The following is a 20,329-nucleotide window of genomic DNA, read 5'->3' on the forward strand; positions in this document are numbered from 1 at the left end:
GCTCCCCGAGCTGGTACGGCAACCAGGCTCGCCAGGAGGGCTCGCAGAGCCGCCCGAGCAGCTCCCCGAGCTGGTACGGCAACCAGGCTCGCCAGGAGGGCTCGCAGAGCCGCCCGAGCAGCTCCCCAAGTTGGTACGGCAACCAGGCTCGCCAGGAGGGCTCGCAGAGCCGCCCGAGCAGCTCCCCAAGTTGGTACGGCAACCAGGCTCGCCAGGAGGGCTCGCAGAGCCGCCCGAGCAGCTCCCCGAGCTGGCGCGGGAAGCAGACACAAGACAACCCCCCCGGCCGCCGAGGCATCGCCAATTCGGCTCGAAAGGCCAGCGCAGCCGTCACACATGCCGCAACCACGGCTCTGGACGACAGTGGAGACCTCACCTCAACGACCGAGCAGGAAGTGTCACGAGAAGGCCGCTCAGGGCTCTCGAAAGGCGTCAAGGATGCCGTGCCCAATGCAACCTCGAAGGGTTCCGAGGCCGTCAAGCGGATTGGGCAGATGCGGAAGGCTGACCTTCCCGCCGAGCCAAGCGCGGGCGTAGACCCCATCCGTGGCCCGCGTCGCGCCCCGCGTCGGGCTGGTGAGTACGCAGTTCGCGGCGGGCAGCTCGGCACGGGGAACGCCGGCCGAACTCTGGCTCGGCTGGACGGTGCGCCCCGACACGGTGCCGCACCATCCTTGACGCGAGGGCAGACCCTAGCCCGAGCTACGGGCCGCGCCCGCACGTCGATGGGCACCGGCCCTGTCCGGGGCGGCCTGATGGCCTCACGCGAGCGCCTCGCCGCCCAAGGTCTGCACCGTGCTAGCCGATCCACCGCACAGGCCACGATCAGCCGCACCAGCTCGAAGGCGGCCCGTGCAGTAGCAACCCTGGGCCACAACACCGCACGTCTGGCCGGGCAGGCCACCAGCGCGGCCAACGCGCTCATCGCGCGAGCCATTGCGGCGGCCGCGAGCGTACTCAGTTCCACTCCGGTCACCGTCGCCGTGGTGTGCACGATTTCTGTTGTGGCCGCCGTCGCCAGCATCCTCAGCCTGATCCCAGGCTTCGGAGAGGCCATCGAGCAGGAAGAGCGGGCCGCGTGCGCAGTCGGCGGCAACGCCCTGGCCGTAGTGACAAATCTGCCCAAGGGCTCGGTTGCTGGTTACAGCGGCGAGCAGCTCAAGAATGCAGCCCAAATCATGAAGGCCGCGCAAGACCTCGGGCTATCGGCCCGAGACCAACAGATCGGCATCATGACTGCCATGGGCGAATCAGACTTGATCGTCCTCGGCCACGGTGACGCCGTGGGGCCAGACAGCCGGGGACTCTTCCAGCAGCGCGCCAACGGCGCATGGGGCACAGAGGCCGACAGGATGAACCCCTACACGTCGGCCAAGAACTTCTTTACCCAGCTCGCCAAGATCACGAACCGCGAGAGCATGGAACCGACGATGGTCGCACACGAAGTCCAGGCCAACGCCGACCCCTACCACTACGCCCCCCGATGGAACGCAGCCGGGGCCGTGCTGCAGGCTCTCGCAAAGACGACCGTGAGCATGGACGCTCCCACGGTGAGCAAGTACAACACCCAGGGGATGAAGCCCCAAACGTCGTCCATCGCCAACAGCTTCGGCCAGCAGTTCGGCCTCAAGACCGTGGGAGGCTGGCGGCCGTTCGATCCCGCGAACCACGACGACCCGAAGTATGGCCACAGCACAGGGCTGGCAATCGACTTCATGATTGATGACGTGGCGGACGGCAGCGCCGTGGGCGACAAACTGGCCAGCCAGTTGCAGAGCCAGGCCAGTCAGCTCGGCGTGGAGTACATCATCTGGCAGCAGCGGATTTGGAGCCCAAAGCGCGCTGGTGAAGGGTGGCGCGTGATGGGTGATCGAGGAAGCCCCACCGCCAATCACATGGACCATGTGCACCTCAGTCTCAACGGTGGTGGCGGCACAGCGGTCGGTGTTGGTGGTGGCGGCGAGTGCGCTACAGCCGGTCAGGTTTCACCGGGAGGATGGGCCAAGCCCGGCGAGGGCCAGGTGACCAGTCGATACGGCACCCGGTTCCATCCGGTCTTGCACGTCCTCAAGACCCATACCGGCACCGACTTCTCGGGCGGGTGTGATGCGGGCATCTTCGCGGCTCACGACGGCACCGTGAAGCAGGCTGGGGCCGCTGGTCCTGCCTACGGCAACTCCATCGAGATTGACCACGGCGGCGGAATCACCAGCTTCTACGGCCACATGACTTCGGGAGGTGTGCTGGTCTCGGCCGGAGACCAGGTGAAGGCTGGTCAGCTCATCGCCCGACAGGGAAGCGCCGGGTACTCGACAGGCTGCCACCTGCACTTCGAGATTCACCAGGACGGGCAAATCGTGGACCCCACCCCTTACCTGGCCAAGGCAGGGGTGAAGTGAGCGACACACCAACGGCAAATGGTGAATCTGATTCAGCTTCCGTGGCAGGATGGGACCATGCCACAGCCAAACAGGGGTCCGCGAGACACCGCGACTGTGCGCATGTCTACGCCCTTGGGCTCAGCAGTGCGCCGTGAGGCAAAAGCCCGGCGCGTGTCGGTCAGTGACTACGTGGCCGCCGTTCTCGCGCACGCGCTCGACATGCCCGACGAAGCACCGCAGACCCGAACGAGAGCAGACAAGGAGCTGCCCTTAGAAACATGACGAGGGGCCTACAGATTGCCGCCTGTAGGCCCCTCAGAAGATTTGGGAACGGTTACCAGCCGCTCCGTTATCCCGGCTACCAACCGGGGTCGATATCCACCGTGCAAGGGAAGGATCTCGTTGTCTCCCACTATACCCCATGTCGCTAGGTGTCACCATGTGTCACCAGGTAGGCGTCAGACGCATGTCTGTGGCCGGTCGAGCGCGGCCGAGTGGCCCGCTTGGGCCTGCCGCCATTGCCGCCGTCAGGGCCGCTCCTGGCGGCCCGAGCCGTCGCCCGAGGTCCGCCGACGTCGGGCCACGTCTCCCGCGTGGTGGTCAGCCGATCAGTGGATCACGGCCGTGGCCGTCGCCCTGGCCACGCCGGAGGGCGAGGCCGCCCGCGCGGCCGCGCGCGTGGCCCGTCGCACTGTCCTGGCCGTCGCCCGCGCCGACGCCGCCACGGCCGACCACAAGACCGGCCGAGACGTGCAGACCGCTCACGCCACCGTGGCCCGCGCCCTGGACTGCTGCCCCAAGACGGTGCAGCGAGCCCGCCAGCTCATCGAGCACCTGGGCTTTGCCCGCACGGTCGAGATGGGCCGCTACCTCACGTCGGCCGAGCGTGCCGAGGCTCGCAAGCGGCACGGTGGCCACCAGCTCCGTATGGCCTCAGACCGGGTGCTCTGCCTGCCCCGGACTGCTTACCAGCAAGAAAATGTCCACCTACCCCTCAAGGGTCAGCTTTGTGGGTCTGTTACGTCCGTAGGACGGTCACCAAAGCGCGCTGGCGCGCGCTCGGGGGGCGCTCCGCGCCGATCAGCAACGACCAAGGACCGGCCGAGCCTGGCCATGCAGCGCCTAGCCGCCCGGCTGGCCGCTCGCCTGCCGTGGCTCAGGCCGGGACACCAATGGACGCTCTGCCGCACCCTGGCCGCCGTGGGTATCGACCCCGCCGAGTGGACCGCCGCCGAGCTGCTGGACCTGCTGGACCGCCGCAACGCGGCCCAGGGCCGCTCACCGCTGGCCCCGGCCGCCCAGCACGACCCGCTGGCCCTGCTGGCGCACCAGCTCAGAGACGCCCTGGCCCAGGTCAGCGAGTCACCAGGCCGCCGACGTGCCCGCGCGGCCGCCGAGCGTGCCCAGGCCGCCGCACAGGCCCGCGCCGAGCGCGAAGCCCTGGCCGCCCAGCTCGAAGCCGAGCGCACCAACCCCGAGGCCCAAGCCCGGATCGCGGCCGCCAAAGCCGAAATCCGCTCACACCTGGCCGCCGTGCGTGATCGAGCCCGCTACCAGCCTCACCAGGTGACCGCGTGATGTGGACGGCCGAGCTACCGCCCGGCTCCCCCGTCCACAGCGCACGCTCTGACCACCGCCCTGCACCCAACCCCTGACCACCCTGTGAAGCGTCCCTCACCCGCTCGGGACCACAGCGTGGACAGCAGCCGGGCACAGACCCGTGGACAGTCCCCAGCACCCCACCAGGCCCCGCCAGCAGAGCATTTCGAGCCCAAGCCCGCGACGTAGGAGCGGGTGCGGGAGCCATTGCCCAGCCCGTTCGACGGCCTACGCAGGCTTCGGCCGGCGAACTCTCGCCACGGCCGCCAAGCCCCGCGCGGCCAACGACACCGCCCTGGCACAGAGCCCTAGTCGGCCGGTGGAGTGGCCACCGCTGGCCGCAGGAAGCCGGAGGGCACCAGGACACCGGGCAGCCACGACCCGCCGCCGCGCACCCAGACATGACAGGGCAGCTCAGCCCGCGTGGCCGCCGCCCCGACACCCGCCCGCGCGGAACGCTGGGCGAGGGTGCCGAAGTCGGAGGTGCGCGAGGACATGGCCGCCAGCGTAGAGGCAGGCACCGACACGCACAGCGGCCCCCGGACGGCTCACCCGCCGCCGAGGGGCCGCTCTCGGGGGGACACGGACGGCTGTTCAGCAGACCCGCCCGCGTGTGCCGATGCTATCCCCGTGGCGGGTGCAGGCCATGTTTGCCTGTCGTGTCGAGCCCAAACACTCCCCCCCGCTGCCGCACACCCCCCAGGGGGTGTTTGCCCCCGAAGCCCGGTGGCCAGGCCGAGCGGGTGGCCGGGAAGGGGTGTGGGCCGGGTGCCGAGGGCTCGAGTTCTGCCCGTGGTGGCGTCGAGGGACACGGAGAAGAGGAAGGCGAGGACAGGGAGGTGAGGGGCAACAAGAGGCAGCAACAGGCGAGGTGCCCGGAGTGAGCGAAGAAAGCCGGGTTTCCTAGCGAACATGGGTTGCATAGACACCACAGGTACGCTAGGATAGGTATATCAGTTCAGGAGGGGTCGACCACCCCACAGCCGAAGGAGAGCAAGCCATGACTATCACCCCGCAGGAGAAGCTCAGCGTCAAAGAGACGGCCGCCGCGATGCGCAAGGCTCTGCGCCAGCAGTTCCCCGAGACCAAGTTTCGCGTCACCATGTCACGCGGCACGGGCTATGGCTGGATTGACGTTCGCTGGACCGATGGCCCGACCTCGGAGCAGGTGCGCGCAGTCACGCGCCAGTTCCAGGACAGCTACTTTGACGGCATGGACGACAGCTACCACAGCATCCAGGGTCGCCCCTACCGTTGTTGTGGTGTGACCGACCAGCGCGACTACAGCCCCGAGCGCAAGCAGTGGGCCGACGCCCAGGTGACCAAGAACGAGACCACCGGGGAATGGTGGATTCCCGGCGTGCAGCCGCCCATCTTCGCCCCGTACCCGCACGCTGACCGCGAGTTGGTGGCCTACCAGTTGCTCTACCGCGAGAGCTTCTGAACACGCGAGGGGAGCCCGTAAGGGCTCCCCTTGTTTCGCTCAATTCCCCCTATTTCCCTAGTGCACATGGGTTGCATAGACACCACAGGTACGCTAGGATAGGTATATCAGTTCAGGAGGGGCCGACCACCCCGCAACCGAAGGAGCAAGCATGATCCACTCCCCCATTGAGCGCCGGATTGCTACCCGCGTGGTGGCCGATCTGCTGGCCGTTGGCTATGCCGTGAGCGTTGACAACGGCGTGGATATCGAGCTGCGCAAGAGCCGCGATCCCGAGGCGATCGGCAAGGCCCTGGCTGGGACGGACGCCGACTGGCTGCACGCGCACGGCAAGGACGGCAAGGCGTGTGGGTGGGTGCTGCTGGCCTACGGCAACGGCACGGACCTGGTGAGCGACTACACCACCAACCTGGCCGACGCGCTGGCCGGAGCCGAGGCCCTGGCGAACAAGCTGGACGGCTAGGTCGTCCCGGGCGAACGAGGGGAGCCCGCAAGGGCTCCCCTTCTCTCGTCGCACCTGCCCACTTTCCTAGCGAACATGGGTTGCATATACACCACAGGTACGCTAGGATAGATATATCAGTTCAGGAGGGGCCGACTACCCCACAACCGAAGGAGAAGCACCCATGTGGGACACCGCACAGCATCGCCCGTGGAAGAGCATCCAGCGCGACTACCGACTGACGGCCGGGGAGTCGATCACGGGTCAGCGCATGGTGATGATCGAGGGCGCGCAGCTCGTCCAGTGGCATGGACCGGAGTGTGACCAGTGCCCGCGCGACGATCAGCCGAAGCCCTTTGCCTGCTACCTGGACGAGCGGGTGGCGGTGGCCACGGGCGCGATGAACGGCACGTTGATGGAGCTGTATGACGTGGACGTGACTGATTGGGAATCGTGGATCGACCCCCAGGGCGAGGTCAGCGACTTTGAGGACTATTACAAGCGCACGGACTACGTGCCGTCCGATGCCCTGGTCTACGCCGTGCAGGTGGGCAACCCGCAGCGATGGGGCAGCGGGCAGACCTTCGCCGAGGCGATGGCCGACGCGCTGGCCTGACAACGGCAGCGGTGCCCCGCCCGCGAGGGGTGGGGCACCGCCGATCAGTTCAGGCCCGGAGACTAACCCGCGCCACGGGTGCGGTGACTAGCCGCGCCGCCTCCCAGACTACGGCAGTGGGCCGCATAGCCGCGATTGCCAGCATAGGCACCACAGACCACCTAGGCTACGCATGTAGCACAGTGCACAGAGAGGAACCGAGCATGAGGATTACCGCCGTCGCAGCGGGCAAGGGTGGGATCGGCAAGACCACCACGGCCGCCGAACTGCTGGCCGAACTGGCGCGCCGAGGGGTGCGGGCCGGGGCCATCGACCTGGACCAGCAAGGCAACCTCTCGACGCTGCTGGGCATCGAGGACACGGCCGAGCTGCCCGGCACCACGGCCGAGGTGCTGGCAGGGGAGTGCAGCACCCAGACGGCCGCCGTCGCCGTCGAGGGACTGCCCGGCGTCGAGCTGCTGGCCGGTGACGACTACCTGCGCTCGCTGGCGGGCAGCCTGTCGCCCGTGCGTATCCGCGACCTGGCCCAGGAGTGGGCGAGCCGGTGGGATCACGTCGTGATCGACTGCCCCCCGGCCCTGGACAACCTGACCTTGGCCGCCATCGTCGCGGCCGATGACCTGGTGAGCCCCGTGGCCCCGTCACGGTTCGCCCTGGACGGCCTGGCGCGGCTGGCCGAGGTGATCGCGGAGCAGGTCGCCCCCCAGCTCAACCCGGCCGCGCGGGTGTCGTGGGTGGTGCCCATGATGGTGGACGGCCGCCGAAGGATCGACCGCGAGAGCGTGGAGCTCCTGGCCGAGGATTACCCCGGCCGCGTCACTGGCCCCGTGCGCCGATCCGTGGCCGCCGAGTATGCCGCCGTCGTCGGTCGACCGGTCAGCCTCTACGATCCGCGCGCCGCCGTCGCCCAGGACTACCGCGCGGCCGCCGTCCAGATTCTCGGCTGAATCACTACGTTGCATAGGTAACTGTGCTACCATAGGCAGCACAGACGAAGGGAGAAGTCATGTCGAAGACCCCGAGCTTGCGGGACGCGCGCCGGGCGAAGGCCCGGCCGGTGCTCACCGAGCAGCCCCCGGCGGCCGCCGAGGCGGCTCAGGAGCCTGCCCAGGGTGTTGCGCTGGGCACGGGTCGCACCGAGGCGCGCAGCACCCGGAAGCGCGCGCCGCGTGCCACGCCTGCCGGTCTAGTGCGCAAGTCGGCCTATGTGCCCGAAGGGGAATGGCAGGAGGCCCGCGCCGCGTACCTGGCCGACTGGCGAGCCGGGGGGGAGGCCAGCAGCATCGCCAAGTGGATCGAGCAGGCCGCCCAGGACTTCGCCCGGCTGAGTCCGCAGCAGCGGGGCAAGGTGATCCCCGAGGCCGCGCCGCGCGCGGCCGATGGGACGGTGAGTGGCAAGGCCCGTAGCTACACCGTGGCCGAGGCTACGGCCGAGGCGATGGCGCAGGCGATGGCCGACGACCAGCAGGCGGGCCGGTGGGACTCGGAGAGCGCCTGGCTCAGGGGAGCGATGGCGCGGGCCGTGGCGGCCGCGCGTCGCCGTGAGGGTGGCGAGCTGCCCCAGGCCCCGGCGCGACTGCCTGCCCGACTGACCCGAGCGTGAGAGAGGACAAGACTAGTGACGATGATCGAGGATCAGGTGCGCGAGTGGGCGCGGGGCATGTTCCCGCTCGAAGCGGGCGCAGAACTGTTGATCCGGTGCGGCCGGGTGTACGAGGGTGCGCCGTGGATCGTGCAGGGCTCCCACCGCGTCTATGTGGACTGTGAGCGGCTGTTGGATGCGGCCGGGGCGTGGAGTGGGGGAGAGCGCCGCATGGCCCTTGTTGCCGCGTCGCTGTTGGAAGGCGCGCCGGTCAGTCTCTATGACTTGGTGCCCGGTCTGGATCGTCGCAACGCGGCCCTGGTGCTGGCCGCCATCGCGCACGCGGCAGGCTCGCACGCGGACACCCCCGAGCCGGAGGTGACCTGGCGCGACGGCAAGCCCGTGGCCATCCGCCGAGGTGGCACGGAACCGCTGGGCAGTCTCTACCCGTGGCCGGAGGTGACACAGTGACTGCGACGTTTGTGGCTATCGGTGTGCTCACCCTGGCGGCCGCTGGGTTGATCCTGTGCTGGCCTGGGGTGCCGCTGTGGCGGCTCCCCAGAGTGGCCCTGATCTTGTGGGCCGTGTGGTTCCTGCTCGCCTGCCTGGCGCTGGCGAGCGTTCTGAATCGGGTTGTGTAGACCTTTTAGTCGGCCAGAAGGGGCAAGAAGAAATGAGCGTGGACGAGTTGGAGGCGCGCAGGAAGAGCGCGCGCCGCATTGGGCGGATTGGGGCGCTGGTCACGGCCATCGTCGGCACAGTTCTGGTGGGTCTTCTCGTGGCGACTGGTGGCATGCGCGGGTGGCGGCTGTTCGTGTTGGCGGACCTTCTGGCTGCCGTGGTCGCAGCCTGGTGGGTGTTGGTTCCGGCGATGATCGCCAGAGCCCAGGGGATCGAGCTGGATTGAGTGGGCCACTGACGTTCGTTTTCGAGCAGGTGGTGGCCACCAGGTTGCCGAGGCCGCGCCAGCGGCTCGAAACCCCCGCTCAGTGAGCATGGTGAACGAAAGCTAGTGATTGGCCGACTATCGAGCAGGAAGGGGCTGTGGTGGCGATTGTGGGCAAGTTGGGGCGCGTGCAGCGGCCTTCGCAGGCTTCGGCCGGCGCACGCCAGGAGGTGGCCGAATGACCGTCTGGGGATATGCCAGGGTATCCACCCAGGACCAGGACACCGCACCGCAGTTCGAGGCCCTACGACGGGCCGGGGTCGCGGCCGAGAACATCGTCACCGACCACGCGAGTGGTGCGCGGACCGACCGGCCGGGACTCGCGTCGCTGCTGGCCCAGGTGCAGCCGGGCGACGTGCTCACCGTGTGGAAGTTGGACCGCCTGGGCCGATCCCTGTCCCACCTGGTGCAGACGGTCGAGGACTTGGGGCAACGCGGCGTGGAGTTCCGCAGCCTCACGGAGGCCCTGGACACGACGAGCCCGGCCGGGCGGTTGCTCTTTCATGTGATCGGCGCTGTGGCCCAGTTTGAGCGAGACTTGACCAGTGAGCGCACGCGTGCGGCATTGGAGGTTGCGCGGTCGTCGGGGCGGCCGATGGGCCGCCCGTCGAAGGTCACTAGAGAGCAGTTCGCGCTAGTTCACCGGATGGCGCGGGCCGGTGCGAGTCAGTCGGTGATCGCGGCCACGACGGGCCTTAGTCGGCCTGTCGTCGGCCGTGTGGTGCGAGGCGAGATTGCGAGCCTCGCGAAGTTCGAGGGAGCCGCCCAGGAGGGCGAGCTGCCGCTCTACGAGAGTGAGGATTGAGCATGAGTGAACCCCAAGGAATCGACGCCCAGGAGCGTGCCGCTCGGCTGGCCGATCTTGAGGCAGCCAAGCACAGTGCCGAAATGGAAGGCGGCCACGTCCCGGCCGAAGCCGAGGCCATCTTGCGCGAGTACGCGGAGGGTCGGATCAGCGAGGACGAGATGGATCGTCAGTTGCGCGCCAAGTTCGACATTCCGACACGCTGATGCCCGCGCCGTGGGAGGTTGGCGACGACAACGCGAAGTGGGTCGGGTACTTGGACCCGGCCCACTTTGACGCCGCCGTGGGGGAGTATGTGCTGCGTAACCGAGTGGGTGCCGCCACCTATGCGAAGTTGCGGGAGAAGGAAGACGTGATGGTGGCCCGTCGAGCCATGACACTGCGAGCGTCTGGCCTGCCCAGGAGTTTTGATCTAGACGGTTTGAAGTCGATCCACGGGCACTTGTTCCAAGACGTGTACGAGTGGGCCGGGCAAGTTCGGACGGTGGACATCGCCAAGGGTCACGGCTTCTTTGAGAAGCCTGACCGCATCGAGGCAAGGTTGGGTCGGGTGGCCGAGGGGTTGGAAGCGGCCGACTTCTTCCGTGGGATGCAGCACACCCAGGCGGCGAGGGGTCTGGCGATGATCTACAACGAGGTGAATCAGGCGCACCCGTTCCGGGAAGGAAACGGGCGCACTCAGCGGGAGTTCCTGAGCGCCATTGCGCGGGTGTCGAATCGGGTGATCGACTGGCAGCGCGTCCAGGGTCCGGTGAATGATTTGGCGTCGGAGGCTGCTAGGCAAGGTGACCGCTCGCTGCTCAATGACGTGTTCCATCACATCGTGCACGAGCGGCCGGTTGGTCGGATGAAGCTGGCCGACCGCATCGACGCCAAGGCGGACGAGTTGCGCCAGGCCAAGGAGGCCGCGCGGGATGCGAAGAAGATGCCCGACCAGCGGCGTACAATGGAAGGCAAGACCTACAGGGAAGGGAGGTAAGCGACCATGGGCATTGTGGCCATCATCGCTATCTCGCTGGCCGTCGCACTGATCGGCATCTTCTTCCAGGTGTTCATCGCGATTCTGCGTCTAGCTGTCGATCTGCTCTTCGGTCTGCTGGCTCTTCTCGGGCGGGGCATCATCGCCGCTGCCCGAGGTGCTGGCGAGGCTATCGGCCGCCGCTGACCGACCGGGCACGACGAGGGACTTTTCGGCGCGCGTCAGGGCGAAGACCTTGGCCAGGTCCGAGCGACTCAGATCGCCAGCATTCAACAACGCCGTGGCCGATTCCTGGGCGGCAGCAACGGCCCCCCGAACCTCATCGAGCGCGCTTGCGAACCCTCGCAGGCGCGCTCGCTTTTGCTTGAGCACCTCCTGATCCTCGCGCAGTAGCTCGTCAATCACGCCGTCAATCTTCTTGTCGCTCATTGGACCTCCCGTGGGTGCGCATTGGCCGTTCGTTTCTTCCCAGTCTAGACCAAGGACCAACAGGACATGTACGCTGTCAGTAGAGGGGTAGCAAGCATAGCGTCTGGTAACCAGACGCGACCACGGCAAGGCCGTGAGTCAATACGGGGCAAGCCCCGGACCCGATAGGAGAGACTGTGAGCAAGGACGAGGGCCGCACGCGCCGAGTTCGAAAGCTCCTGTCCTTCAACGATGCCGAATGGGCGACGGTCAAGCGCCGCATGGAGCTTGCCGAAGCGACCAGCTTCGACGCCTTTGCCCGGAGGGTGCTGCTGGACGGCGAGGTGAAGGTGAAGACCACGGCCTTTGATGTTTCACAGCTCAGGGTTGAGCTGTCCAGGATCGGCAACAACGTGAACCAGATCGCTCGACAGGTGAACACGGAGGACGGAATCACCTATGAGCAGATGGTCGCAACGCGCACCCTCTTGAGCCAGATTCAGCGACTCCTGGAACGTCAAGGAAGCCGCGAGGTGGAGAGCTGATGGCCACCGTCAAGATGAAGCAGATCAAGAAGACTGTTGGGAGGGCCATCGCCTACATCGTGCGCGACAGCGCCACCAAGAACGGCCTCCTGGTCTCGACTAACGCAGCCGTGATCGACCCGTCAGACTCCCGAGCCATCGCAGCCCAGTTCGAGCAGACGAACCGCACTGTAGGCACAGGGCGCGGCTCAGTCCTGGCCCATCATCTCAAGCAGAACTTTGACCCCAGCGACCCGATTGACCCGGAGACCGCGCACCGGCTAGGGGTTGAGCTGGCCGAGAAGGTGACGGGTGGACGGCATGAGTACGTGATCGCTACTCACATCGACAAGAACCACGTCCACAACCACATCATCTTCAACGCGGTGAGCTTCGAGAGCGGCCGGAAGTTCCGAGTCGAACGGAGCACTATCGGGCAGATCCGCGAGATTTCTGACGAGATGTGCCTACGCGAAGGCGTCAAGACCCTGCCGCCCTTCAAGCGGGCAACCGGGTTCGACCTCAAGGACTTGTACCGCGTGATTCGTGGCGACAGTGCTAAGGAGCGGATCAGGACCGAGATTGATAAGGCGGCTACCAGGGCAACCACATGGCAGCAGTTCGAGGCGCTGTTGAAGCAGTCGGGCATTACGATTGCACGTCGCAGTGGCACCCTGTCATTCCGCGACGCTACCCAGGCCAGCAACGCGGTTCGTGACTGGAAGCTGGGGGAGGCATTCACGGAGGATGCCATCATGGCGCGCCTGTCGAGGACGAGCGTCAATCGCATCGACTTCGACAAGAGCATGATCATGAGGACCACGGAGAAGGCTCACATCGTGCGCGTGCCAGGAACGCGGGGAAAGCTGTTCTTGACGATCCCACTGAGCCAGGTGGTGCAGCACGGAGAGCGCACCTATCGGGCATACGTGCACGCCAACGCGCGGCATGTCCTGGCCGATCAACGAGGCAACTACGCGGGCGAGGTCGCAACGGCAGGACTCTACGAATGGTTCGCGACGCCGCGCGAGATGCTCGCCCGCCAACGCTACGGACGATACTCAGGCACCTACTCGGGGGTTGACCTCCGAGAGGTTCACGGGTGGCGTGACTCGCTCAATGCGTTGCACCAGCTCGAAGACTTGGCGAACACACAGAGCAGGTGGCTTGTCGGGTCGGGAATGGACGCACCCGAGGCCCTAGCGAGCGCGAAGCAGAAGCTGAAGGGAACCAGGATCGAGTTCCAATCGCAGCTTGTCGCACTCACGGACCGGATCGAGAACGAGGAACTGGGCGAGGTCGAGCTGGCAGGGCTACAAGCCACACTGAGGAACCTAGAGCGCGAAATCAACACGCTCAAGCGTGACGTGACCGTGCTGACACATGTCAGCGAGAACCGAAAGGCAGGTGCAACCGTGGCCGAGCGAATCCACGAGAAGATGAGGGAGCAAGAGCGACGGCGGACCCTGGCGCACGAGGCGGCCGAGGACGACCGCGAGGCCCGCGACCCCGACCGTGACGGCGACCTTGGCACACCCAACGACCCCGACCGGGACGGAGACGTGGGCACCCAGACGCAAGACCGCAGGCCGTCACTGGCCGAACGCATCGCAGAGCGCGCAGCGACCCAGCGCAGCACACGCGAAGACCGCAGCAACGACGGAAGGAGGCGCTGACCTATGTCGCTCACCGAGGCAGCGGAGAACCAGACCGAGAGAGTCACCTTGGAAATGTCGCGCGGCGCAGTGCGCGCAACCCTCGCCATGACGGGGGGTGGACTCGACAACGGCCGGCGAGCAGTCATGGACGCCCTGGCACACTTCCGCGACGCCCTAGCCCAGGCCGCAACCAAGCGAATGAAGACGGGCAAGGTGAGTCTCACGACCTTTGCCGAGCAGTCTCATGGACAGCGCGAAGTGGTCTCGCTCGACGACAAGAAGCTCACCCGTGAGGTCTCGAAGCAGCTCCAACGTTACGGCGTGACGTTCGCTGTGGAGCGCTCAGGAGACGCCCGAACCTTTCATCTCGCAGGCGCCGACGCCCAGGTGATGGCGCACGCACTGGACCGCGCAACCAAGACCATTGACGACCGGGCAGCACGCGCGGCCGCCAAGGTCAGCTTGGCCGACCGGATCAAGGAGAAGGTCGAGACCAAGAAGGCCAGCAGGGGAGCCGAGAAGCTGGACAAGATGGTGGAGCACGAGCGCCCCAAGAGCCGGGGGAGGAACTGATGAAGAAGGTTTCGTCGGTCTTGCTCGTCGTGCTGTTTGGGGCCGTATTCTGGCTTGGGGACCGGGTGACGGAGGGTGTGCGGCACGGAACCGCAGGCAAGTCCGGGCAGGCGCTTCTCAAGGTTCTGCCGGACGTGGCCGGAATGGTGGCCAGCCGGATCAAGGCGGACCCGCTCACGCTCTCGACGGCCCGGCCGGACCTCATCGGCGGGGTGGTGGCCGCCGTCCTGTTGTTCCTGATCGTCATGTACGCGGTGACCTCCAAGGTCACGCGACGGCCCGGCGAGGAACAGGGATCGGCCGCGTGGGCGACTCCCCGCGATATCGCCCCCCTGACCACCAAGGACCGCACCAAGCGCCTCCAGCTCACCGCCACCGAATCCCTGGCCATCGACACCCGCAAGACCCAGCGCAACCTCAATGTGTTGGTTGTGGGCGGCGCAGGCACCCGCAAGACGCGCGGCTACGTCATGCCGAACCTGGCCCAGGTGGACATGAGCAGCGCCATTACCGATCCGAAGGGCGAGATTCAGCGCGAGATTGGCCCCACCTTGGAATCTCGGGGCTACGACGTGCGCACCTTCAACTTGATCGACCTGCAACACTCCCACCACTTCAACGCCTTCAAGTACTTTGACGAAGAGAACCCCGAAACGTCGGTGATGCAACTGGCCGAGTGCATCATGACGAACACCAGCGGCACCGAGGGCAACAAGGGAGACGCCTTCTGGGACCGCGCCGAACGAGCCCTGCTGACAGCACTCATCGCCTATGTGTGGGCGACGGTGGCCGACCAGGACGACCGGGAGGCGTCACTGGTGGACGTGGTGGATTTGCAGAAGCAGATGGCAGCGAGCGAGGAAGCAGCGGACAGCTTTGAATCGACCGTCGATCAGCAGATGGCGGCCGCCCGCGAACTGGTGGCGGAGTGGCGCGACCAGGCCGAGGTGAGCGACCCCCAGGAAGAGCTAGTGATGAATGTGCTCGATTTCGCTACGCGGCAGTACCGCACGTTTGAGCAGGGCGCAGGCGAGACGAAGAAGAGCATCATCATCAGTTTGGGTGTTCGCCTTGCACCGCTCGACATGAACGCCGTGCGCCGCATCATCGCGGACGACAACCTGGACCTGGACGAGCTGGGGCAAAAGCCCATGGCCCTGTTCCTGGCGATCCCCGACACTCACCAGACCTTCCGCTTCCTGGCCACGATCTTCTGGACGACGCTCTACAGCCACAACATTTACCTGGCTGACCACTCAGAGACCGGACACCTGCCCCGGCCGGTGCACACGTTCTTGGATGAGTTCGCCAACATTGGCAAGATCCCTGGCTTCCCGCAGCTCGTGGCCACCATGCGGTCCCGTGGGCTGAGCACCAGCATCATCATCCAGTCGAATGCCCAGGGCAAGGAGCTGTGGAAGGAGGCGTGGCCCGGTGTGGTGGGCAACTGTGACACGTTGCTCTACCTTGGTGGCCGCGACTTTGAGACCCACAAGTGGATCAGCGAGCAGTTGGGCGACCAGACCGTTGTCACCCAGGAGACCTCCAAGACCTATGGAGTGAACAACTCGCAGAGCCGCAGCAACCACATCATCAAGCGATCCTTGATGACTCCTGATGAAGTGGGCCGTATGTCGAACGAGCTTGCGATCCTCATCGTGCGAGGCTTGCGCCCCTTCAAGAGTCGGAAGGCGCAGCTGCACGCGCCGAAGTGACGGCACGCTCAATCCGAGCAGCTAGGTAGCTGAAAACGTCCCCCAGGTCGGCCGGTACGCGATACGTCACCGGCCGACCTTGACGTGCTTCTGACTTGGGAGGATCGGCGATGATGAGCCCCCCATCTTCCAGGGCAGCCAGATCGCGTGAGAGGGACGGCAGAGGGGTCGCCAGGCCCTTGCGTAGCTGGGCTGTGGTGAATTGCCCCCCGACGCCAACGCAGCTCAAGAGCAGCTCAAAGCGGCGCGCGTTGAGCTGGTCTAGCGCGGCGCGCGCGGCTTCGGGGAGGACTTCATCTGTCATAGATTGCATTCTGTCATAGACACCTTTCACGCTTTTCGTATAGTATAATACGAGAAGACCCACCAAGAAGGAGCAACGCAATGGACATGATGGCCACGATTCTCAAGCTCTTCACCCAGTTCGCCACCATCGGCGGCGGCCTGTGGCTCGTCTGGGGTGCGATCACCACCGGCCTGGCCCTCAAGGACCACAACGGCCCGCAGATTCAGAGCGGTGTGTGGCAGATCGTCGGCGGTGGCCTCATCATCGCGGCTGCCCAGCTCTTCGGGAACATCGCACTCAACTAAAGGGGTTGTGAATGGATCAGCTTCTCATTGAGATGCTCAACGCACTGGGCGACGGTGCACAGGGGCAAGTCGGGGGGCTGCTCCAGTCGCCAGAGGACTACAACCCCGCCCTGTACGCCGCCGCGCAGGCGATCCACAATGGCGCGGTGAAGCCGGTGACGGCCATCGTTCTGGCCATCATGTCTGTGCTCATGTTGGCCGAGATTTCCGCCAGGGTCGACGGCGACCGCGAGCTAGGCGTGAAGATGGTCGCCGCGGCCATGTTCAAGATCGCCCTCACGATCATCGTCGTCCAGAACGCCATGCTCGTACTCGAAGCGATCAACGCAGTCACCACCTCAATCGCCCAAGCAGTGGACAAGACGGCCATTGCCACACCCGAGGCGTCCAGCGTGCGGCTAGGCGATCAACTGGCCGACAAGGTCAAAGACGCCGGAACAGTCAAGCAACTTGGCCTACTCCTGGTGGTCTTCCTCCCCTGGCTGGTGGCCGAGACGGTCGGCGTAGTCGGCACGGTCCTGGTCTTCGTGAGGTTCCTACAGCTCTACATGCTGACGGCCTTCTCATCCTTGCCGGTCGCATTCTTTGGCCACCCCGATACCAAGTCGATGGCGATTGGCTACCTGAAACGCTATGCAACAACGGCGCTTCAAGGGGTCATGCTGCTGCTGGCCTTCAAGCTGTATCAGGCGCTCATGAGCGGGTGGTTGACCGGGAACGTCCACTACGACAACGGCGACATCTTCAAATTCATGGTGACCAGCTTCGGTCACTTGCTCGTCGGCCCCCTGGTGCTCGGTTTCTTGCTGGTGGGCACCAGTGGTCTGGCCAAGGCCATCGTCGGGGAGGGCTGACCCATGGCACTCGAAATGAAGGTCTACCGCGAGATTCGAGGGTATGAGGCCAAGGTCATTGCAGGCATGAGCTGGCGTCAGCTCGGCTCTATGGCTCTTGGCGTCCCGGTCGGTGGAGGAATCTTCGCCGCCCTGGCCATCACCCTGCACAACACCGCCGGATGGAGCTGGGAACGGGCAACGAACTGGGCTCTCTACGCGATGTTCATTGCCCTTGTCCCCTTTGCCGCATGGGGTTGGTGGAGGCCCAAGTCGCTCAAGCCCGAGCAATACATCGGGTACCTGTTCCGCCACCTCACCGAACGAAAGGTCATCTTCTATGACGACACCTACCGACCTGATGGACCAGCCGGAGGCCGAGCAGACGGCACCCGACGCAAAGACCCCCGCCGACCTGCCCAGCGGCGTGGAAGCCGAGCAGAAGAACGCCCGAAGAGGAAAGCGCGCAAGGCTGTTCCCCAAGAGCATTCTCCCCGGCCGCCGATCTTCGAGCGACTCCGACGCCGCCGACCCGGAGAAGAACAAGCCGGGTGAGTTCAAGGGGCGCAAGCACATCGGCACCGACGATGCCCGCCCCGCGAAGCGCGCCCCCCGCAAGACCAGCGACGTCCTGGGCTACCGGGCCATGCTTCCGAGCGGAGTTGCCTGGCTGGGGGCCGACGAGTGGAGCGCCACACTGCGCATCAGCGACATCAACTACCTGGCGGCCGAGCAGGACACCCAAGAGGCAGTGGTGGACCGCTGGGCACGTTTCCTGAACAGCTTCGGTGCAGGAATGCGCGTCGAGGTGACCGTGCTGAACCGGGTGCTCGATGATGAAGCCGTTGCGAGCCTGGTGGCCAAGGAGCTGCACGGCGACGAGATTGACCAGTGGCGCGAGGACTTCAACAAGATGGTGCGGGGCCGCCTCGCCTCGGTTGCCGGGAACACCATCACTCAGAAGTTCCTCACCGTCACAGTCCAAGAGAGCGACCGGGAGAAGGCCGAAGCGAACCTCATCCGTACCGCCCATGAGGCCGCCGCCCAGCTCGCAGCCATGGACGGGTGCCGCGCCGAGCTGCTCAATCGTGCCGAGCGTCTGCAAGTGTTCTCCCACATCTTGCGGCCCTACGAGACGTTCGCCTTTGATGAGGACAGCTTTGACCCTAACCACAGGGTCGCAACAGCCGATTTCGTGGCCCCGTGGGCTATCGAGCGCACGACCAGCGACGGACCCCTGATCTTCCGCAACCCGTCCGGAGACACCTACCACCAGACGCTGTGGATCAGGGACTATCCCGCATGGCTCAGCGACCGCCTGATTTCGGAGCTGGCCGATATCAAGTGCACCCTCAGCGTGAGCCTGCACCTTGAGCCCTACGACCAGGTAGACGGCATGACGATGGTTCAGCGCCAGATTGCCGAGCTGGAAATGCAGACCATCGCCGAGCAGAAGAAGGCTGCCAAAGCGGGATATGACCAAGAGTTCATCCCTCACAAGCTGCAAGAGGCCAACCGCGAGGCCCGCGAGCTGCGCACCGAGCTTGAGCAGAGCAACCAGAAGATGTTCAGCACGGTCATTGTGATTGGGCTCAGCGGCCCGAGCCGCGAGATTCTGGACCAGAACGTGAAGCGCGCCTTGCGCGTCATTCGCAAGCTCTCGTGCCAAGCCGAGGTCACGTCGTACATGCAGCACGACGCGCTGACCACGGAACTGCCGATCGGTGTCCGGCGCATCCCCATGCGACGCACGCTCACCACCGCGAGCGCCGCCATCATCGTGCCCTTCACGACGCAGGAACTGCACGTCAAGGGCGGCTCCTGGTACGGGCTCAACGCGCAGTCGGGCAATGCCATCGTGGCCGACCGCACCAAGACAGTGAACGGCAATGGGTTCATCCTGGGCACTACCGGCAGCGGCAAGTCACAGGCCGCCAAGGCGGAGATCACCAACGTCTTCCTGGATCGCCCTGACGACGACATCATCATCATCGACCCCGAGCGCGAGTATGAGCCGCTCATGCAGGCGTTCCGCGGCTCCATCGTGCGGATTGATGCTGGCTCGCGCGACCACCTCAACGCCATGGACATTGAGCTGGGGGTGGAGCTGGGCGAGGACGACCCGATCAAGACCAAGGCGGACTTCGTGCTGTCCATGCTCGGCTCGCTCATCGGCAGCCGGGACGGCCTCACCCCGACTCAGCGCAGCCTCATCGACCGCTGTGCAGTCGCCCTTTACCGCCAGTACTCGGCCGAGCAGGACGAGCGGGAAATGCCGACTCTGGGAGACCTCCGGGAAGCCCTCGCGGCTACCCAGAACCCCGAGGCCATCGAGCTGGCCGACGCGCTGGAAATCTACACCGTGGGCAGTCTCAACGCGTTCGCCCAGCAAACGAACGTTGACGTGCAGAACCGGCTCATCAGCTACGACATTTCCCGGTTGGGCACCGAAATGAGGACGTTCGGCATGATGGTCATCCTTGACCAGGTGTGGAACCGAGTCGCTCGCAACCGCGCGGAGGGCCGCCGCACCTGGCTCTACATTGATGAGTTCCATTTGCTGTTCAGCAACCCCTATTCGGCCGAGTACTTCCGCGCGATGTACAAGCGTGCGCGCAAGTGGGGCCTCATCCCCACCGGGATCACGCAGAACATCGAGGAACTGCTGAGCAACGAGGATGCCCGCCTCATGCTGGCCAACTCGAACTTCCTCCAACTGTTGGCCCAGACCGCGACCGACGCGGACAGCCTGTGCCACCTGCTGCACCTCAGCGAAGAGCAACGACGGGCCTTCACGAACGTCCCACCAGGTTGCGGCCTTCTGCGCTCGGGCAATGCGCTCGTCCCGTTCGACAACCGGATGCCCACCTCATCGAAGCTCTACCGACTGTTCAGCACGAAGTTTGGAGAGGAATAAACCCTGTGGCAATGCGACGGACAGGGCAAGAGCCCAGCGTCACCCGGCAGCTCGGCCAGCTCGGTCTGAATACCAGGTCCGTCCGGGGCACCGACCAAACGGACGGTGCCCCGGCGGCCCGGCGCTCACCTCAGAGCAGCTCCCCAAGTTGGTACGGCAGTCAGGAGGGCTCGCAGAGCCGCCCGAGCAGCTCCCCGAGCTGGTACGGCAACCAGGCTCGCCAGGAGGGCTCGCAGAGCCGCCCGAGCAGCTCCCCGAGCTGGTACGGCAACCAGGCTCGCCAGGAGGGCTCGCAGAGCCGCCCGAGCAGCTCCCC

21 protein-coding genes and 1 pseudogene are annotated in these 20,329 nt (G+C 65.7%); 20 read left to right on the forward strand and 2 right to left on the reverse strand.

What is annotated here, in order from left to right; genetic code table 11:
* Window positions 1-755: 755 nt before the first annotated feature.
* Window positions 756-2,399 (forward strand): M23 family metallopeptidase, encoded by a 1,644-nt coding sequence (locus AAEX57_RS15260; protein ID WP_342093151.1) that lies wholly within the window; start codon window positions 756-758, stop codon window positions 2,397-2,399.
* 606 nt (window positions 2,400-3,005) lie between these two features.
* Window positions 3,006-3,959 (forward strand): replication protein, encoded by a 954-nt coding sequence (locus AAEX57_RS15265; RefSeq protein ID WP_342093152.1) that lies wholly within the window; start codon window positions 3,006-3,008, stop codon window positions 3,957-3,959.
* 329 nt (window positions 3,960-4,288) lie between these two features.
* Here the strand turns inward: AAEX57_RS15265 and AAEX57_RS15270 are convergent, their stop codons facing one another.
* Entirely contained in the window at window positions 4,289-4,477 is a 189-nt protein-coding gene (locus AAEX57_RS15270) for a hypothetical protein (protein ID WP_342093153.1), read from the reverse strand.
* A gap of 503 nt (window positions 4,478-4,980) precedes the next feature.
* Between AAEX57_RS15270 and AAEX57_RS15275 the strand changes: the two genes are divergently transcribed.
* From AAEX57_RS15275 to AAEX57_RS15320, 10 genes are all read left to right on the forward strand, one after another.
* Window positions 4,981-5,424, forward strand: coding sequence for an LPD29 domain-containing protein (locus AAEX57_RS15275; protein WP_342093154.1), 444 nt, complete (start codon window positions 4,981-4,983; stop codon window positions 5,422-5,424).
* Window positions 5,425-5,575: 151 nt separating this feature from the next.
* The gene (locus AAEX57_RS15280) at window positions 5,576-5,887 is read left to right on the forward strand and encodes a hypothetical protein (protein WP_342093155.1); all 312 of its coding nucleotides are present in this window, start codon (window positions 5,576-5,578) and stop codon (window positions 5,885-5,887) included.
* A 163-nt stretch (window positions 5,888-6,050) separates the two neighbouring features.
* The gene (locus AAEX57_RS15285; RefSeq protein WP_342093156.1) at window positions 6,051-6,482 is read left to right on the forward strand and encodes a hypothetical protein; all 432 of its coding nucleotides are present in this window, start codon (window positions 6,051-6,053) and stop codon (window positions 6,480-6,482) included.
* Between the two features lie 203 nt (window positions 6,483-6,685).
* Window positions 6,686-7,429 carry a ParA family protein gene (locus tag AAEX57_RS15290; protein ID WP_342093157.1) on the forward strand — a complete coding sequence of 248 codons (744 nt, stop codon included), beginning with the start codon at window positions 6,686-6,688 and terminating at the stop codon, window positions 7,427-7,429.
* A 59-nt stretch (window positions 7,430-7,488) separates the two neighbouring features.
* Window positions 7,489-8,085, forward strand: coding sequence for a hypothetical protein (locus tag AAEX57_RS15295; RefSeq protein WP_342093158.1), 597 nt, complete (start codon window positions 7,489-7,491; stop codon window positions 8,083-8,085).
* 21 nt (window positions 8,086-8,106) lie between these two features.
* Window positions 8,107-8,535 carry a hypothetical protein gene (locus AAEX57_RS15300; protein ID WP_342093159.1) on the forward strand — a complete coding sequence of 143 codons (429 nt, stop codon included), beginning with the start codon at window positions 8,107-8,109 and terminating at the stop codon, window positions 8,533-8,535.
* 202 nt (window positions 8,536-8,737) lie between these two features.
* Window positions 8,738-8,971, forward strand: coding sequence for a hypothetical protein (locus AAEX57_RS15305; protein WP_342093160.1), 234 nt, complete (start codon window positions 8,738-8,740; stop codon window positions 8,969-8,971).
* Between the two features lie 217 nt (window positions 8,972-9,188).
* A complete protein-coding gene (locus tag AAEX57_RS15310) occupies window positions 9,189-9,815 on the forward strand; it encodes a recombinase family protein (RefSeq protein WP_342093161.1) in 627 nt (208 codons plus the stop codon).
* Between the two features lie 2 nt (window positions 9,816-9,817).
* Entirely contained in the window at window positions 9,818-10,021 is a 204-nt protein-coding gene (locus AAEX57_RS15315) for an antitoxin VbhA family protein (protein ID WP_342093162.1), read from the forward strand.
* The gene (locus tag AAEX57_RS15320) at window positions 10,021-10,794 is read left to right on the forward strand and encodes a Fic/DOC family protein (RefSeq protein ID WP_342093163.1); all 774 of its coding nucleotides are present in this window, start codon (window positions 10,021-10,023) and stop codon (window positions 10,792-10,794) included. The genes AAEX57_RS15315 and AAEX57_RS15320 overlap by 1 nt, the downstream gene beginning before the upstream one ends.
* Window positions 10,795-10,884: 90 nt before the next feature.
* Here the strand turns inward: AAEX57_RS15320 and AAEX57_RS15325 are convergent, their stop codons facing one another.
* Complete coding sequence (locus AAEX57_RS15325; protein WP_342093164.1) at window positions 10,885-11,223, reverse strand: hypothetical protein; 339 nt, start codon at window positions 11,221-11,223, stop codon at window positions 10,885-10,887.
* 176 nt (window positions 11,224-11,399) lie between these two features.
* On the opposite strand from AAEX57_RS15325, the gene AAEX57_RS15330 reads away from it, so the two are divergent.
* From AAEX57_RS15330 to AAEX57_RS15360, 8 genes and pseudogenes are all read left to right on the forward strand, one after another.
* Window positions 11,400-11,747, forward strand: coding sequence for a MobC family plasmid mobilization relaxosome protein (locus AAEX57_RS15330; protein WP_342093165.1), 348 nt, complete (start codon window positions 11,400-11,402; stop codon window positions 11,745-11,747).
* Window positions 11,747-13,402: a relaxase/mobilization nuclease domain-containing protein gene (locus AAEX57_RS15335; protein ID WP_342093166.1), complete on the forward strand. Its 1,656-nt coding sequence runs from the start codon at window positions 11,747-11,749 to the stop codon at window positions 13,400-13,402. The genes AAEX57_RS15330 and AAEX57_RS15335 overlap by 1 nt, the downstream gene beginning before the upstream one ends.
* A gap of 3 nt (window positions 13,403-13,405) precedes the next feature.
* On the forward strand, window positions 13,406-13,957 hold the full coding sequence (locus AAEX57_RS15340) for a DUF3801 domain-containing protein (RefSeq protein WP_342093167.1): 552 nt from the start codon (window positions 13,406-13,408) through the stop codon (window positions 13,955-13,957).
* Entirely contained in the window at window positions 13,957-15,672 is a 1,716-nt protein-coding gene (locus AAEX57_RS15345) for a VirD4-like conjugal transfer protein, CD1115 family (protein WP_342093168.1), read from the forward strand. The genes AAEX57_RS15340 and AAEX57_RS15345 overlap by 1 nt, the downstream gene beginning before the upstream one ends.
* Window positions 15,673-16,056: 384 nt before the next feature.
* Entirely contained in the window at window positions 16,057-16,263 is a 207-nt protein-coding gene (locus AAEX57_RS15350) for a hypothetical protein (RefSeq protein WP_342093169.1), read from the forward strand.
* 11 nt (window positions 16,264-16,274) lie between these two features.
* A complete protein-coding gene (locus AAEX57_RS15355) occupies window positions 16,275-17,117 on the forward strand; it encodes a type IV secretion system protein (RefSeq protein ID WP_342093170.1) in 843 nt (280 codons plus the stop codon).
* Between the two features lie 15 nt (window positions 17,118-17,132).
* A pseudogene (locus tag AAEX57_RS16295) lies at window positions 17,133-17,417 on the forward strand (PrgI family protein); the annotation flags it as partial.
* 19 nt (window positions 17,418-17,436) lie between these two features.
* Window positions 17,437-20,013, forward strand: a complete 2,577-nt coding sequence (locus AAEX57_RS15360; RefSeq protein WP_342093171.1) for a VirB4-like conjugal transfer ATPase, CD1110 family — start codon at window positions 17,437-17,439, stop codon at window positions 20,011-20,013.
* Window positions 20,014-20,329 lie beyond the last annotated feature (316 nt).

It is taken from the genome of Luteococcus sp. H91, assembly GCF_038433135.1.
In the GTDB taxonomy this organism is placed as follows: domain Bacteria; phylum Actinomycetota; class Actinomycetes; order Propionibacteriales; family Propionibacteriaceae; genus Luteococcus.